The organism is Metamycoplasma subdolum, from assembly GCF_033546815.1.
GTDB lineage: Bacteria > Bacillota_I > Bacilli_A > Mycoplasmatales > Metamycoplasmataceae > Metamycoplasma > Metamycoplasma subdolum.
The window spans coordinates 339966-354984 of the sequence record NZ_CP137846.1 but is presented as its reverse complement, the minus strand read 5'-3'; the positions used below and the strand labels follow the sequence as shown (position 1 = coordinate 354984).

Genomic DNA, 15019 nt, shown 5'->3' with positions numbered 1-15019 from the left:
CATGACAAAAGACATCCTTAAATCAACTGTACATGCTAGTGTTAAAATGCAACACATTAGTCCAAGAAAAGCAAGACTTGTAGCCGATTTAATTCGTTACAAAACTGCTACCAAAGCTTTAGTTATTTTACAAACTACTCACAAAAAAGCTGCTCGTATTATCCTAAAACTTTTAAATTCAGCAATTGCTAATGCAACAAACAATGCTGGACTTGATGCTACACAATTAGTAATTTCAAAACTTCTAGTAAATGATGGACCAACCTTAAAAAGATATCAACCTCACTCACGTGGTAGAGCTTATCCAATCTTAAAAAGAACAAGCCACTTCTACATCGAACTTGCTGAATTAAATAGTTCATTTGATTCATTCGTTGAAGAAATGGAAAAAGAAAACAAAACTTCAAAAGAAAGCAAAAAAGAAGTTAAAAAAGAAGTTAAAAAATCAGTTGAAAAACAACCTAAAAAAGTTGAATCTGCAAAGAAAACTTCAACCAAAAAAGAAGTAAAACCAAAAACTGAAAAAACTACTTCAAATAAAAAAGAAATTAAAAAACCTGAAGTTAAAAAAGACAGTACAAAAGTAACTTCAAAAACATCTAAAAAAGAACCAGTTAAAAAAGCAGAAACTGCTAAAACTAAAGAAGTTAAAAAACCAGCTAAAAAAGTTGAACCTAAAGTTAAAAAAGAAACTAAAAAAGGAGATAAATAATGGGTCAAAAAGTTAATCCAAATGGCTTTCGTTATGGAATCAGCAAAGAACATAACACTGTTTGATATGCTGATAAAGACAAATTTGCAACCTTCCTTTTAGAAGACCAAAAGATCTATGATTTCTTTGATAGAAAGGTTCGTGAATACTTAATTGGTTCAGTAAAAATTAAAAGAGATCAAAAAGGACATACCATTGTTTATTTAGAAACTGTTAAACCAGCAGCAATTCTAGGCCAAAATGGTGACAATCTAAAATCATTACTTTTATCTCTTAAAAAATTCTTAAAAAACAAAAATGCTAACATCACAATCGAAGTTTTAGAACTAAAAAGACCTGATGTTAATGCAAGACTTTTAGCTGAACAAATTGCTATTAAACTTGAAAACCGTGCAAGCTTTAGACTTGCTCAAAAAGCAGCAATTAAAGCAGCAATGAAAGCTGGAGCTAAAGGAATTAAAACCTCAGTTGCTGGTCGTTTGAATGGTGTTGATATGGCTAGAACTGAAGGTTATACTGAAGGTGAAATGAAACTTCACACTTTAAGACAAAATGTTGACTATGCTGTAACAACTGCTAAAACAACTTATGGTATTCTTGGTGTTAAAGTTTGAGTTTCTTTAGGTGAAATTTTATCTTCACAAGATGAAAGTAAACACGGAAAACTTGTAGAAGAACTTAGAGAAAAACCAAACAGACAAGACAAAGATAGAGACAATAGAAGATTTAATAATAATAGAAGAAAAGGTGGTGAAAGAAATGCTTCAACCAAAAAGAACGAAACACAGAAAAATGTTTAGAATTCGCCACGACAAAGTTAAAGCTCACAGAAACAATACTGTTTCATTTGGCGAATTTGGTTTAGCATCAACTTCATCTGCATGAATTAGTGCTAGACAAATTGAAGCTGCCCGTATTGCTATTACTCGTCATATGGGTCGTGAAGGTCAAGTTATTATCAAAATCTTCCCACACATGTCAAAAACTTCTAAACCAATTGGTGTTCGGATGGGTTCTGGAAAAGGTAGCCCTGAAGCATGATTTGCTGTTGTTAAAGAAGGAACTGTTATGTTTGAAGTTAAAGGAAATCAAGTTGACGTTATGAAAGAAGCTTTACGTTTAGGTGGCCACAAACTGCCTGTTACTTGAAAAATTCTTGCAAGAGAAAGTGAAGGAGTTAAATAATGCTTTATTCAGAATTAAAAAATAAATCACTAAAAGAACTTAATGATTTAGTAGCTGATTTAAGAGCAGAACTATTCTCTCTACGTTTCAAAAATGCAACCCGTCAATTAGATCAAACTCACAAAATTGTTACAGTTAAAAAAGACATAGCAAGAGCACTTACTGCAATAAAAGCCAAAAAATTAGAAGAAGCTAAAGAAAAACTTCAAGCAACTAAGGCTTCTCAACTAAAACCTAAAACTCAAGAAATTAAAGTTAAAAAAGAAGTTAAAAAGGAACCTAAAAAAGAAGTTAAAACTACTAAAACTAAAGAAAGCAAGACTAAAGAAGTAGCAAAAGTTAAAGAAACTAAAAAAGCTACTACAACAAAAACTGCACCTAAAAAAGCAGAAACTGCAAAAGCAAAAGTTACCCAAAAAGAAGTAACTAAAGAAGTCAAAGTTAAAAAAGAAACTAAAGCAAAAAAAGGAGATAAAAAATAATGGCAGAAACTAAAAAAGCAACAGCTAAAAAAGTGGAAACTAAAAAAGCTACTACAACAAAAACTGCACCTAAAAAAGCAGAAACTGCTAAAGCAGCCAAAGTTGCCAAGCCAGCTAAAGTTACTAAACCAGCTAAAACTGTTAAACCAACTAAGCAAGTTAAAGCTAAAAAAGTTACTGCTAAAGTTGAAACTGGTGAAAAAGTTGTACGTGAAAATCGTCGTAAAACTTTAGTTGGAACTGTTTTAAGTACAAAAAACAACAAAACTATTACTGTTATTGTTGAAACATACGAAAAACACCCTCTTTATGCTAAACGTTTCAAGAAATCAAAGAAATTTGCAGTTCATGATGAAATCAACCAAGCAAAAATTGGCGACATTGTAAAAATTCAAGAAACACGTCCTTATTCAAAAACAAAACACTTCAGACTTGTAGAAATTAGAGAAAGAGCTGTGGAAGGAAAAAACAATGCTTAGAGAATTTTCAAGATGTAATGTTGCTGATAATTCAGGAGCAAAAGAAGTAATGATTATTAAAAACCTAGGTGGATCAATTGTTCGTTCTACTAACATTGGTGACATTGTAGTTGTTACTGTTAAAAAAGCAATTCCAAATGGTGTTGTAAAAGAAGGACAACTTTCAAAAGCAGTTATTGTAAGAACTAAAAGAGGTCTTGCTAGAGATAATGGTTCATACATTCGTTTTGATGATAATGCTGTTGTATTAATTAAAGAAGATGGCACATTAAAAGGAACTCGTGTATTCGGGCCAGTAGCTCGTGAACTTCGTGATAAAGGTTATTTAAAAATAATTTCACTTGCAGCGGAGGTTTTATAATGGCTAAATCAAAGATCAAGAAAAACGATATAGTTTTAATTATCTCAGGTAAATCAAAAGGTAAATTTGCAGCAGTACTTGCAACTGATTCAAAGAATCAAACAGTTACTTTAAAAGACATTAACAAGAAAACCAAACACCACAAACCAAGTCAAGAAAACCAAGAAGGTAAAATTGAGAAAAAAGAATATCCAGTTCATGTTTCAAACGTTCAATTTCTACTTAAAAAAGGTGCCCAAAATCAAAAATCAGTTGGCACAAAAATTGGCTGAAAAATTGACAACAAAACCGGCAAAAAAATTAGAGTTATGCGTAAGGTAAACAAACCAGTAGCAGAATAGGAGAAAAAATGAAAAAATTAGCTTTAGAAAAAAAATATTTAACTGAAATTAGACCAAAGTTAATCAAAGATTTTAATTTTACCTCACCTATGCAAGCTCCTCGTTTAGAAAAAATTATTGTAAACATGACCGCCGGAAATGAAGTTACTAACTCAAAAGCAATTGAAGAAGTATTAAATGAACTAAGTCAAATTACTGGACAAAAACCATTCAAAACTACAGCAAAAAAATCACTTGCCTCATGAAAACTACGTGAAGGCATGCCGATGGGTGGAAAAGTTACTTTAAGACGTGATCGTATGTGATCATTTCTAACTAAACTTATTGAAGTAGCACTTCCTCGTGTTCGTGACTTTTCAGGAGTTAGTCCTAAAAGTTTTGATGGAAGAGGAAACTTTGCCCTTGGAATTAAAGAAGAAATTATTTTCCCTGAAATTAGTTTCGATAAAATCCGTAAATTAAAAGGGATGGATGTCATTATTGTTACTTCAACAAACAATGACAAAGAAGCATTAGCATTATTAAAATACTTAGGAATGCCTTTTAGCAAGGCAAATAATTAGGAAGGCTTAAATATGGCAAAAAAATCATTAATGGTAAAAGCTGAAAGAAAACCAAAATTCAAAGCTAGAAAATATACACGTTGCCAAATTTGTGGCAGAGTGCATGCTGTTTTAAGAAAATACAAAATTTGTAGAATTTGTTTTAGAGAACTTGCACATGAAGGAAAAATTCCTGGTGTAAAGAAAGCGAGCTGATAATTATGGCAATCATCATTGACCCTATTTCAGATATGTTTGTAAGAATTAAAAACGCCATTGCAAGAAAATACAATGAAGTTATAATTCCACATTCAAACAAAAAAGTAAAAATTCTTGAAATTTTCAAAAAAGAAGGATACATTTCAGCCTTTGAAGTTCAACAAGTTAAAGACAAACCTAATTTCAAAGAAATTAAGGTTAGCTTAAAATACAAAGGAATGAATCAAAACATCTCTGCGATTTCAGGAATTAAAAGAATCTCTAAACCAGGCTTAAAAGTTTATGCTCAAGCAAGTCAAGTTCCTTACGTACTTTCAGGTTTTGGTACAGCAATCATTTCAACTTCAAAAGGACTTTTAACCGATAAAGAAGCAAGAAAGGCACACGTAGGTGGCGAAGTAGTTGCCTACATATGGTAAAAAATTATGTCTAGAATTGGAAACAGAATCTTAAAAGTACCAGAAAACGTTCAAGTCGAACTAAACCAAAACACTATTAAAGTAAAAGGAAACTTAGGCGAACTTACATATACCTTCAATCCTCTTATTAAAGTTGTAGTTGAAAATTCAGAAATCAAAACTATAAGAGCGAATGAAGAAAAAACCACAAAACAGCTTCACGGAACTACTAATGCTAATATTAACAATATGCTAATCGGAGTATCTAAAGGATACAAAAAAGAAATCGAAATTAAAGGGGTAGGTTATAAAGCAACCTTAAAAGGAAGTGAAATTGAAATAATTGCAGGTTATTCACATCCGACCTTACTAAGAATTCCTCAAGAATTAAAGGTAGAAGTACCTAAACCAACTAACATTACAATTTCAGGTATTAATAAACAAATTGTTGGTGAATTTGCAGCTAATTTAAGAAAAATTAGAAAACCAAGTCCTTATTCAGGAAAAGGAATTATGTACAAAGATGAAGTTATCCGTCGTAAAGAAGGAAAAACTGCTGCTAAATAGCATGTTTAAAAGGAGAATATATGATTTTATCTAGAAATGACAAAAGAAAAGCTAAACATTTAAAAATTACAAACAAGCTTGCAAAAGGCTCAAAATCTTGCCCAAGAGTTGTAGTTTATAAATCTTTACATCATTTTTACACTCAAGCAATTGATGATTTAAATCATTTAACCATAACTTCATCATCAACTCAAAAATTAGCTCTTAAAACCAAAAATAATGACTCAGTTAAACTAGTCGCACAAGACTTTGCAAAAAGTCTTAAAAAATCAAAAATTAACAAAATCGTTTTTGATCGTTCAGGTTATATTTATCACGGTAAAATTAAAACATTTTGCGACACACTACGCGAAGAAGGGATTAAATTCTAATGCAAGACAAAACACTTAAAGAAATCTTAGATAAAGAAGTTAAACAACCTACTGAAGAAGAAATCAAAGCAGCTGAAAAAGCCAAAGCTACTAAAGTAGTAAGTCGTAAAATCGAAGATAAAAACAAAGATTTAAAAGATAAAAAACCACAACAAAACAAAACCTTCAAAAAAGATCAAAAACCATTCAGAAAATCAAACTTTCAAACTGAACAACAATATGAAGAAAAAGTTATTGATGTTGCCAGAGTTACAACTGTTGTAAAAGGTGGACGTCGTTTCTCATTCTCAGCTTATGTTGTTGTGGGCGATAAAAAAGGTAAAGTTGGCTTTGGACACGGAAAAGCAAACGAAGTTCAAGATGCCATCAAAAAAGCCGTAAAAGACGCTCAAAAGAATATTATTTTCGTTCCTGTTATTAAAGGAACAATCCCTCATGAAATTAAAGAAAAATTCTTAGCTTCAAAAGTGCAACTTCGTCCAGCTCCAAAGGGTGCCGGAATCATTGCCTCAAACACTGTTCGTGCCGTAGTTGAACTTGCAGGTTACAGCGACATTTCTACCAAAACTTATGGTTCAAGAACAAAACAAAACATTGTTCAAGCCACAATTAATGCTCTTAAAAAATTAAGAACAGTAGAAAAAATCGCTGAACTTCGTGACATTGATGTAAAACATCTATTATCTAAATAATTAATTTCATTTAATTATTTGAATACTTTCACAAAATTAGTAAAATAAGGAGAATATGATGAAACTACATACATTAAAACCTACTGAAGGTGCTAGAAAAGAAAAACACCGTGTTGGTAGAGGACACGCTGCTGGTAAAGGTAAACAAGCAGGTCGCGGACAATCAGGGCAAACAAAAAGAAGCACAGTAAGACTTGGATTTGAAGGGGGACAAAACCCACTATTTAGAAGAATACCAAAACGTGGGTTCAACAATGTAAATCACATTGAATACCAAGTTGTTAATCTTTCTCAATTGGAAAAAGCTTTTAAAGCTGGAGAAAAAGTTAATGAAGAAACACTTTCATCTCATAACCTAATTAAAGGAAAATTACCAGTTAAAATTTTAGGTAATGGAACTTTAACAAAAAAATTAAACGTACAAATTCCTTCACTTTCTCTTTCAGCTAGAAAAGCGATAGAAAAAGCCGGAGGCAAAATCGAGGTTAAATAATGGCGAAAAAGTTGCGTAAAGAAAAAGATGATATAACCGAAAAGCTAGATCGTAAGCTTGCGATTGATAAATTCTTCAACGAAAAGAGAAATGCTTGAATCGAATGATGAAAAAACCATTCTCTTTTTAAGAAGATATTATTTACGCTTGCAATTTTAATCCTTTTTCTAGCAGCACAAACAATCACCATACCTGGAGTTAGCCTTGTTAATAAAGACAAAATTCAACAAGGCGACTTTGTCGGAATTTTAAACCTTGTAGGTGGTGGAGGACTTAGAAACTTCTCAGTTTTAGCACTCGGAATAAGTCCTTTCATTTCGGCAAGTTTAGTTATGATGATTTTACAAACAAAAGCCTTCCCAGCCATCCACAGACTCAGTCAATCTGGACCTCAGGGAAGAATAAAAATTAATTTTATCACTTACTTTTTAACAATAATTTTCGCTATCATTCAAGCACTTTTATTAACTCGTGCTTTAGCAAAAACAACCACTGGATTTGGAATTAAATATGACGATAGTGTTATTAAAGTTTTAGGTTCAAAAGGAAGAGAACTATTTAGTTACTTAATTGTTCCTATGATTTTAATCTCAGGTTCATTCTTTGCCTTGTTTCTATCAGAACAAATTACAAACCGTGGTGTAGGAAATGGAACAAGCTTACTAATTTTTGTAGGTATTGCTTCAAACTTAATTCCTACATTCAAATCTGCATTTGAATTCTTTGTTCCAAGTGCAAAACAATCTTCAGTTGTTTTAAGAGATGTTATAAACTTTTCCGTTTACATGTTAGGTTATTTACTTGTAATATTTATTGTAATAATCTTCACTATTGCTGAAAGACATATTCCAATTCAACAAGTTGGTGCTGGTCTTTCTAAAAACGAAAAAGAACTAAGTTACATGCCAATTAAAGCAAACCCAGCTGGAATTATGTCAATCATTTTCTCACTAATGATTCTTTCAGTTCCAACAATGATTGCAAACTTAATGGATCCAAACACTAGTGCTTATTACAACTGAGTTTATAAAAACTTACAATTAACTCAACCTTTAGGTTTTATTCTCTTTATATTAGTTAGTTTCGGACTAACAATTTTAATGGGAATTCAACAATCAAAAATTGACAAAATCAGTGAAGATTTTGCTAAAAGTTCAACCTTCATTCCTGGAATTAGACCGGGAGAACAAACTGAAAATTATCTTCTTGATGTCGTAATTCGTCTTTCATTTTTCTCATCAATTTATCTAATCTTACTTGGTGCACTTCAATATATTCAACAAATGTTAGGCATGCCTGCATCAATTGCATTTGGTGGAACAACTATTATGATTTTAGTATCAACAGCATATGAAACTGTTCAACAAATTAAAGCAAGATATAAATCACAAGAACTTGCAAGAAAGAGAAGACAAATTCGTGAACTTAAAGAGGTTTATGGCGAAGAAGAAGAGGATTTAATATGATAAATAAACCAAACTTAATTTTCTTAGGTCCTCCAGGTGCAGGAAAAGGAACACTTGCTAAAATGCTTGCCAAAGAATTTAGTTATTTTCACCTTTCTACTGGAGATATTTTCAGACAAGAAATTAAAAATGAAACAGACCTTGGCAAACAAGTTAAAAATCTTTTAGATTCAGGAATATATGTTCCTGATAACATCACAAACTTAATTGTTAAAAATAAATTAATAGAACTTAAAAAAGAAAATAAATCATTTATTTTAGATGGCTATCCAAGAACAATAGACCAAGCAAATTTTTTAATCAAACTTAAAGAAGATTCAATTGAAATTGATAAAGTAATTTTATTAAATATTACTGAAAAACAAATTGTTGAACGTCTTACCAAACGTCGCATGTGCCCAAATTGCAAGAAGATTTATCACCTTGTAACAAAGCCTTCAAAGGACAACATTCACTGTGACAATTGTAACGCAGTTCTTGTTAAAAGAAGCGATGATAATGAAGACGTTGTAACAAAAAGAATTCAAGTATACTCAACTCAAACTGAACCTTTAATAAACTACTATAAAGAGAAAAACATGCTTTATGAAATTGATGCTTTTAGAAGCGCTAAAGATGTCTTTGAAAGCATTAAAAAACTGCTTTAAAATATATTCAAAAATACATACCTTAAATTTTCGAAAAGAGGCTTTAAATATGATACTTTTTAAAACAGACGAAGAAATTTCAAAGATTAAAAAAGCATGTTCAATCTTGGCAGAAGTAAAAACCATTTTATATGACTTCATAAGACCAGGAGTTTCTTTAAAAGAAATTGATAGCGTAGCTTTTAAAGAAATTAATAAAAGAGGTGCAAAACCAGCATTTTTAGGACAATATGGTTTTCCTGCAACTTGCTGTATATCAGTTAATGAAGAACTAATTCACGGAATTCCAAGTGACTATATTGTAAAAGATGGAGACATTGTCAAAATAGATTGCGGAGCAATTTATGAAGGATATTATTCAGACTCTGCTTTTACAAAAGGCGTTGGAAATATAAGTGAAGAAGATAAAGCATTAATTGCTTGTGCCAAAGACGCATTTTACGCTGGATTTAATGCCATCAAAGTTGGCAAAAGAATAGGCGACATTAGCTTTGCCATTGGCAAACTAATTAAAGAAAGAGGCTTTTTTACACCAGACGAATTTACCGGCCATGGTATTGGCAAAAGTTTACATGAAGATCCTTATGTATATAACGACGGTGAAAAAAATACAGGCCCTCTTATTAGAAATAATATGGTTATTTGCATTGAACCAATGATCTTGCAAAAAACTAAACAAATCAAAATTAAAGATGACGGATGAACTGTTATTAGTGCCTCAGGCAAAAACACAGCTCATTATGAACAAACTGTTTTAATCAAAGACAATAAAGCATACATACTCTCAGGAGATAATATTTAATGGCAAAAGACGCAATAAAAATGTCAGGTAAAATAGTTAAAAAATTTTCAACCAAAGATTATGAAGTATTACTTGAAAATGGTTTAACTATCAGAGCTTTCACATCAGGCAAAATGACTTTACACAATATTGGCATGCTTCCTGGTGATGAAGTTGACGTCGAACTTAGTCCTTATGACATGACTAAGGGTCGCATTATCTATAGACATAAATAACAAGGAGAAAGCATGAAAGTTAGAGCTTCAATCAAGCGTATTTGCAAAGATTGCAAATTAATTAAAAGAAATGGTATTAATAGAATAATCTGTATTAATCCAAAACACAAACAAAGACAAGGATAAAATATGGCCAGAGTTTTAAACGTTGAAATTCCTAATAACAAACGTGTAGTCGTATCTCTAACCTACATTTTTGGTATTGGTCCATCACTTGCAAAATTAATCTTAAAAAATGCAAAAGTTGATGAAGATAAAAGAGTTAAAGATTTAAGCGAAGAAGAACTTACTCGTATTCGTGATGAAGCTAAAAACTATATCACCGAAGGTGATTTAAAAAGAGAAGTAAACCTTAACATCAAAAGACTTATGGAAATTAAATCATATCGTGGCATAAGACACAGAAAAGGTTTACCAGTTAGAGGACAAAGCACTAAGAAAAACGCAAGAACTAGAAAAGGTCCTAGAAAAACAATTGCTGGAAAGAAAGGTAAATAGAAATGGCTAAAAAGAATAAAAAAACTATTACATCTGGAATTGCCCATATTCACTCAACCTATCAAAACACAATCGTTGCCTTTTCAGATTTAAAAGGAAATGTTTTTGCATGATCATCTTCAGGTGCTATTGGTTATAAGGGAACTAAGAAAAAAACTCCTTATGCTGCTGGACTTGCAGCCGCTGCAGCATTAGAAAAAGCAAAAGAATTTGGCTTAAAAGAAGTTTCAATTTTAGTTAAAGGTGTTGGCCCTGGAAAATCAACAGCAAGAAAACAAATTGAAACAAGTGGTTTACAAATTAAAGAAGTTAAGGATGTTACCCCAACTCCACATAACGGAACCCGTCCACCTAAAAAAATCTTAAAAAGAGCTTAATATAACGAGGTAAAAATGGAAAAAATACAGCAAATTAATTACAAAGAACTTAAAAGCGAAAGAGTAAGCGACTTTGACACTGTTTATATTATTGAACCTCTTATGAGAGGTTTCGCAAATACAATCGGAACAGTAATTAGAAGAACCTTACTTTCATCTATAACCTCAGCTGCTCCATTTGCAATAAAAATTAATAACGTTAAACATGAATACGAAACTATTGAAGGAATTAAAGAAGATGTTATTACTTTAATCTCAAACATTCGTAAAATTCGTTTCACTTATACACCAGAAGCATTTGGAAAAGATAACCTTGCCAAAATTTCATTCAAAACTAACAAAGAAGGTGAAATTTTTGCATCAGACATTGAAGGATTTTTAACTACAGGTGGAATAGAAATTATTAATAAAGATCAATACATTTGTACAATCACCAAAAAACAAGTTTTTGAGTTTGATCTATTTTTAAGAACAGGTCGTGGATACATTGACTTTGAAGAAAATAAAAACACTATTTTAGAATATGGACCAAAACTTGAATCAAAAATTAAAAACGGACAATTCATTGCAATCGATTCAGACTTTAGTCCTGTAAAAAGATGTGCAATCAAAACCGAAGAACTTAACACGAGTTCAAAAACAATCGAAGAAAGACTTAGAATTGAACTTGTTACAGATAAAACCGTTGATTGTGACGAAGCAATGGAACAAGCTGCAAAAATAATCATTGCTCACTTCCAAATTATTGGAAACATTGACGCTAAAAAGACAATCGAATTATTTGATGAAAACAAAGTTAAGAAAGAAAAAACTAAACAAGTTTCTCAAACAATTGAAAAATTAAATTTAACTATTCGTTCATTAAACGCTTTAAGAAGAGCAGGATATGAAACAATTGAAGAACTTATCAAATTAACCGATGATGATTTAGCTAATATCAAAAATTTAGGTAAAAAATCAGTTGAAGATATTATTCAAAAAATTCACGACTGAAAAGAAAAACATCTTGATGAAGATGAAATAAAAGAAAACATTGAAGCTAGCGAAAAAGGAGAAGAATAATGGCAAATCCAAAACAAGTTTTTAGAAGAAACCATGAATGATGAAATCATGTCGAAAGAAATTTAGTAACTGATTTAATCGTTCACGGTGAAATTAAAACCACTTTAGAAAGAGCTAAAAGAATTCGCTCAAAAGTTGAAAAAATGATTACTTTAGGTAAACTTAATACTTTAGCTAGCAGAAGACAAGCAATTAAATACTTAAGAAACGTTCCTTCTAAAGTTGCAAACAAAGATGTTGTTCAATATCTATTTGACATTTTAGCACCAAAATACAAAACAAGAAATGGTGGATATACTAGAATTACAAAAATTGCAAACGCACAAGGCAACAATGCTAAAATGGCTATTATTTCATTTGTTTAATTAACCTGAACAAAGTTAATCAAACTACTTAAATAATTTAATTAAAAATAATTTAAAAAAGGAGAAATATCATGGCTGTTGTACCAAAGAGAAAAACTAGTAAACAAAGAAAAGCATTACGTAGATCACATCACGCATTAGATGAAAATATGACTACTCCATGTGCAAATTGCAAACAATTAATCTTACCTCACCGTGCTTGTGAATTTTGTGGTTTTTACAAAGGCAAAAAAATCATTAAAGTTGCTAAAAATGACAAATCAAAATAATCAAATTTGCTTTTAAATAAAGAATAAATTTAAAAATTTCATCACTTAAATTGTGATGATTTTTTATTTCAATAATTTACCCTAAAAACAAAAAGAAAATAGACGCCTCAGCCCCTATTTTCAATTATTCAGTGAAATAAGTAAAGTAAATTACTCGGATAAGACATTTACTATGTAAATCCAACTACGAATAGTTGAACTAACTAAAGTATAACATAATTAAAATGAAAAAACTTTTTTCTTTTTTAAATTTATAACTTCAAATCCTAAATAAACGAGCCCTTCCATTAAATGCAAAAATAAAAGACAATTTAACAATAAAATTCAATGCTTTAAAATCAACAATCAAGTGGTAAAAAAATGTAATAAAAGCAAGTCGATTAGACTTGCCTTAGTTAATTTGCTTTATTTTAACCCATCGATTTTGCACACTAAAGATTTTTATAAATTTAATTCGCTTATTTTGAAAAAAGTGAATAATGTTTTTTTCTTTAATTGATAAATGAAACAAGAAATAAATGAAACAAAAATAATTGAGATTACTATTCTAAGTACTGAATAAAGTAAATTTAAATATGCATAAGTTATTAAAAGAGATTTTATAAATAATGATATGAATACTATAAATAGTAATAATGATAGACTTGACAAAGTCAAATACCAAATCCTATATTTTTTAAAGTTTGGTATAGTTTCCAATTCTATTATTATGAATATTGATAAAAAAACAATAAAGACCAAGAAAACAAAATTTAAAGCACCCATAGTTGTTTCTAGATAATATGTAAATGGTTGTCCAGGCGAATAAGGCTTGAGGATAACAATATCTTCTGCTAATTTTCAAAAAGTTGTTAGTAATACAAGAAAAAGTAAACTCAATAAAATAGAAGTATGTATAATAATGATTTTTATTTTCTTATTCATTAGTTAACTCCATTCTTTTATTAAGTTCAAGTAATAGTAGTTTTCTTATATCGAGTTTATTGTTTGCAATATCTTGCATATTGTTGTAGAACAGCATAATAGCTTTTGATTTAAATTTACAGTTACTGTAATTGCTATAAATAAATTCATTTTTCTGTGTTTCATTTTCGAAAACTCGTTGGAGTGATGATATTTCCTTATTTTCGGCTGTTGAATGTTTTAAAAACTTAAGTTCTAATTCTTCTTTATTTTGTATTATTTCGTAAATTGATTTTGATAATGCAATTATTTCTTTATCTTTTTTAATTTGGGCAAAAAGCATATCAAATAGGAAAAATAGTTCTTGTGAATTTTCAATATTTTTAATATTTAAAGTTAAGTAGTTAAACAGTTTTTCAAGAGTTTTTTCGCTAAAATCATAAAATGTAGTGTTGATTAAATAATAAGATAAAAAGAAATTTGAAATATATGAGTATTTAATAAATTTAAGAAGTTTTTTAATATTTAAGTTACCTTTTTTACTTAATAGAAATAGAAGATCTAATAAACTATTATTTACTTTTTCTTTTGGAATTTCTTTGCTGTTTTCTTCTAAAAGAAAATATTTTAAAATTTGGTGGATATTAGAAGCGATCATTCAGTATATATTTGGAAGTTTAATATTCTTTTTAGTTTCAATAAAACTTTGTGGAATAGTTTTTGAAAGTAAAATTTCAATTTGAGTTTTATTTAAAATCATTTTTGCAAGTATATTATCTTTAAATTCAATTTTTAAGTTTTTATAGTTAGTTAAATTATCAAGATTAGAGAAAATTGAATAAGAAATAAAATCTAAGTCATTTGGAGTTCTTCAAAAATCTCTATATTTATAACTAATAGCTTTACTGCCATGCAATATTAAATAATTTTTATCTAAATCATTTACAAACGTCTTTTCTTCAACATTTTCCAAATTAATTGGTTTTGTAAATTCTTTATATAACTTGATTTTAAAAGTAACGATTAGTTTTATTTTGAGTCAATGGATAGCTCTAAATATATTAAAGTTGAAATATCTATTAATCAAGATGGTTGCTAAAGAACTTAAAAATCAAAATGGTAAAAACAATAGCACAATAATGCTTATAATATTTAAGAAAATGAATCAAAAAAGTTTTTGCCCAGTTGTTTTGGGGTGAAAAAATTGAAGCACATACTTTGGATCGCCATCATTTAAAGCGAGCAAAAATGCCAAGCTTGAAAAGAAAAGAAAAGTAGAAAAAAACAAGAAAAAGAAATCAGTTGCTAATTTCTTTTTCAAAAAATTATTTTCCTTAATAAAACTTATTTTTTCTTTTAGTATCAAGGAGTACCTCCATTACTAATTCCTCATATAATGATTATATCTTTTTAATGATTGTGTTCTAAGAAACCAATTTTTTTTAATTGTTTCCTTTATTAAAATAAAGCTTTCAAATGTGTAAATAAGATTAAAACTAAATATAACATTAAAAAAGTTTGATTTATCCTTTATTTTTTACAAACAAGCAAAAAAAGCAAAAAAAATACTTTT

Annotated in this window: 23 protein-coding genes and 2 pseudogenes; 24 read left to right on the top strand and 1 reads right to left on the bottom strand. The window is 29.7% G+C overall.

The features are described 5' to 3' along the window. Position 1: 1 nt before the first annotated feature. From rplV to rpmF, 24 genes and pseudogenes are all read left to right on the top strand, one after another. Positions 2-394, top strand: a pseudogene (gene rplV / locus R9C05_RS01565) (50S ribosomal protein L22); the annotation flags it as partial. 317 nt (positions 395-711) lie between these two features. Further along, positions 712-1512 (top strand): 30S ribosomal protein S3, encoded by an 801-nt coding sequence (gene rpsC, locus R9C05_RS01560; RefSeq protein WP_121940706.1) that lies wholly within the window; start codon positions 712-714, stop codon positions 1510-1512. Beyond that, on the top strand, positions 1472-1897 hold the full coding sequence (rplP, locus tag R9C05_RS01555; RefSeq protein ID WP_121940707.1) for a 50S ribosomal protein L16: 426 nt from the start codon (positions 1472-1474) through the stop codon (positions 1895-1897). Before rpsC ends, rplP begins: the two co-directional genes overlap by 41 nt. Next, a pseudogene (gene rpmC, locus R9C05_RS02925) lies at positions 1897-2085 on the top strand (50S ribosomal protein L29); the annotation flags it as partial. The gene rplP and the pseudogene rpmC, both read left to right, overlap by 1 nt. Before the next feature lie 524 nt (positions 2086-2609). Continuing rightward, positions 2610-2858 carry a 30S ribosomal protein S17 gene (gene rpsQ / locus R9C05_RS01545; RefSeq protein ID WP_121940782.1) on the top strand — a complete coding sequence of 83 codons (249 nt, stop codon included), beginning with the start codon at positions 2610-2612 and terminating at the stop codon, positions 2856-2858. Then, on the top strand, positions 2851-3219 hold the full coding sequence (gene rplN, locus R9C05_RS01540) for a 50S ribosomal protein L14 (protein WP_121940708.1): 369 nt from the start codon (positions 2851-2853) through the stop codon (positions 3217-3219). The genes rpsQ and rplN overlap by 8 nt, the downstream gene beginning before the upstream one ends. Next, entirely contained in the window at positions 3219-3560 is a 342-nt protein-coding gene (gene rplX / locus R9C05_RS01535; RefSeq protein WP_121940709.1) for a 50S ribosomal protein L24, read from the top strand. Before rplN ends, rplX begins: the two co-directional genes overlap by 1 nt. An 8-nt stretch (positions 3561-3568) precedes the next feature. Further along, positions 3569-4123: a 50S ribosomal protein L5 gene (gene rplE, locus R9C05_RS01530; protein WP_121940710.1), complete on the top strand. Its 555-nt coding sequence runs from the start codon at positions 3569-3571 to the stop codon at positions 4121-4123. Between the two features lie 12 nt (positions 4124-4135). Then, a complete protein-coding gene (locus tag R9C05_RS01525) occupies positions 4136-4321 on the top strand; it encodes a type Z 30S ribosomal protein S14 (RefSeq protein WP_121940711.1) in 186 nt (61 codons plus the stop codon). A gap of 2 nt (positions 4322-4323) precedes the next feature. Beyond that, positions 4324-4740, top strand: coding sequence for a 30S ribosomal protein S8 (rpsH, locus tag R9C05_RS01520; RefSeq protein WP_121940712.1), 417 nt, complete (start codon positions 4324-4326; stop codon positions 4738-4740). 6 nt (positions 4741-4746) lie between these two features. After that, the gene (gene rplF / locus R9C05_RS01515; RefSeq protein ID WP_121940713.1) at positions 4747-5286 is read left to right on the top strand and encodes a 50S ribosomal protein L6; all 540 of its coding nucleotides are present in this window, start codon (positions 4747-4749) and stop codon (positions 5284-5286) included. 20 nt (positions 5287-5306) lie between these two features. Further along, complete coding sequence (rplR, locus tag R9C05_RS01510; protein WP_241857320.1) at positions 5307-5657, top strand: 50S ribosomal protein L18; 351 nt, start codon at positions 5307-5309, stop codon at positions 5655-5657. Continuing rightward, positions 5657-6349 (top strand): 30S ribosomal protein S5, encoded by a 693-nt coding sequence (gene rpsE / locus R9C05_RS01505; RefSeq protein WP_121940714.1) that lies wholly within the window; start codon positions 5657-5659, stop codon positions 6347-6349. The genes rplR and rpsE overlap by 1 nt, the downstream gene beginning before the upstream one ends. A gap of 58 nt (positions 6350-6407) precedes the next feature. Continuing rightward, a complete protein-coding gene (rplO, locus tag R9C05_RS01500; RefSeq protein WP_121940715.1) occupies positions 6408-6842 on the top strand; it encodes a 50S ribosomal protein L15 in 435 nt (144 codons plus the stop codon). Beyond that, on the top strand, positions 6842-8311 hold the full coding sequence (gene secY, locus R9C05_RS01495; protein ID WP_121940716.1) for a preprotein translocase subunit SecY: 1470 nt from the start codon (positions 6842-6844) through the stop codon (positions 8309-8311). Before rplO ends, secY begins: the two co-directional genes overlap by 1 nt. Further along, positions 8305-8955, top strand: coding sequence for an adenylate kinase (locus tag R9C05_RS01490; protein ID WP_121940717.1), 651 nt, complete (start codon positions 8305-8307; stop codon positions 8953-8955). The genes secY and R9C05_RS01490 overlap by 7 nt, the downstream gene beginning before the upstream one ends. Before the next feature lie 49 nt (positions 8956-9004). Beyond that, positions 9005-9757, top strand: a complete 753-nt coding sequence (gene map / locus R9C05_RS01485; protein ID WP_121940718.1) for a type I methionyl aminopeptidase — start codon at positions 9005-9007, stop codon at positions 9755-9757. After that, entirely contained in the window at positions 9757-9972 is a 216-nt protein-coding gene (infA, locus tag R9C05_RS01480; protein WP_121940719.1) for a translation initiation factor IF-1, read from the top strand. The genes map and infA overlap by 1 nt, the downstream gene beginning before the upstream one ends. A 12-nt stretch (positions 9973-9984) precedes the next feature. After that, positions 9985-10098: a 50S ribosomal protein L36 gene (gene rpmJ, locus R9C05_RS01475; RefSeq protein WP_080696082.1), complete on the top strand. Its 114-nt coding sequence runs from the start codon at positions 9985-9987 to the stop codon at positions 10096-10098. Between the two features lie 3 nt (positions 10099-10101). After that, positions 10102-10470, top strand: a complete 369-nt coding sequence (rpsM, locus tag R9C05_RS01470) for a 30S ribosomal protein S13 (RefSeq protein ID WP_121940720.1) — start codon at positions 10102-10104, stop codon at positions 10468-10470. 2 nt (positions 10471-10472) lie between these two features. Beyond that, on the top strand, positions 10473-10847 hold the full coding sequence (gene rpsK / locus R9C05_RS01465) for a 30S ribosomal protein S11 (RefSeq protein ID WP_121940721.1): 375 nt from the start codon (positions 10473-10475) through the stop codon (positions 10845-10847). 15 nt (positions 10848-10862) lie between these two features. Beyond that, positions 10863-11909, top strand: a complete 1047-nt coding sequence (locus R9C05_RS01460; protein WP_121940722.1) for a DNA-directed RNA polymerase subunit alpha — start codon at positions 10863-10865, stop codon at positions 11907-11909. After that, positions 11909-12274: a 50S ribosomal protein L17 gene (gene rplQ / locus R9C05_RS01455; RefSeq protein ID WP_121940723.1), complete on the top strand. Its 366-nt coding sequence runs from the start codon at positions 11909-11911 to the stop codon at positions 12272-12274. Before R9C05_RS01460 ends, rplQ begins: the two co-directional genes overlap by 1 nt. Positions 12275-12345: 71 nt before the next feature. Beyond that, positions 12346-12543 (top strand): 50S ribosomal protein L32, encoded by a 198-nt coding sequence (gene rpmF, locus R9C05_RS01450; protein ID WP_121940724.1) that lies wholly within the window; start codon positions 12346-12348, stop codon positions 12541-12543. 916 nt (positions 12544-13459) lie between these two features. Here rpmF and R9C05_RS01445 read toward each other — a convergent pair. Beyond that, positions 13460-14812 carry an MAG4530 family protein gene (locus R9C05_RS01445; RefSeq protein ID WP_121940726.1) on the bottom strand — a complete coding sequence of 451 codons (1353 nt, stop codon included), beginning with the start codon at positions 14810-14812 and terminating at the stop codon, positions 13460-13462. Positions 14813-15019 lie beyond the last annotated feature (207 nt).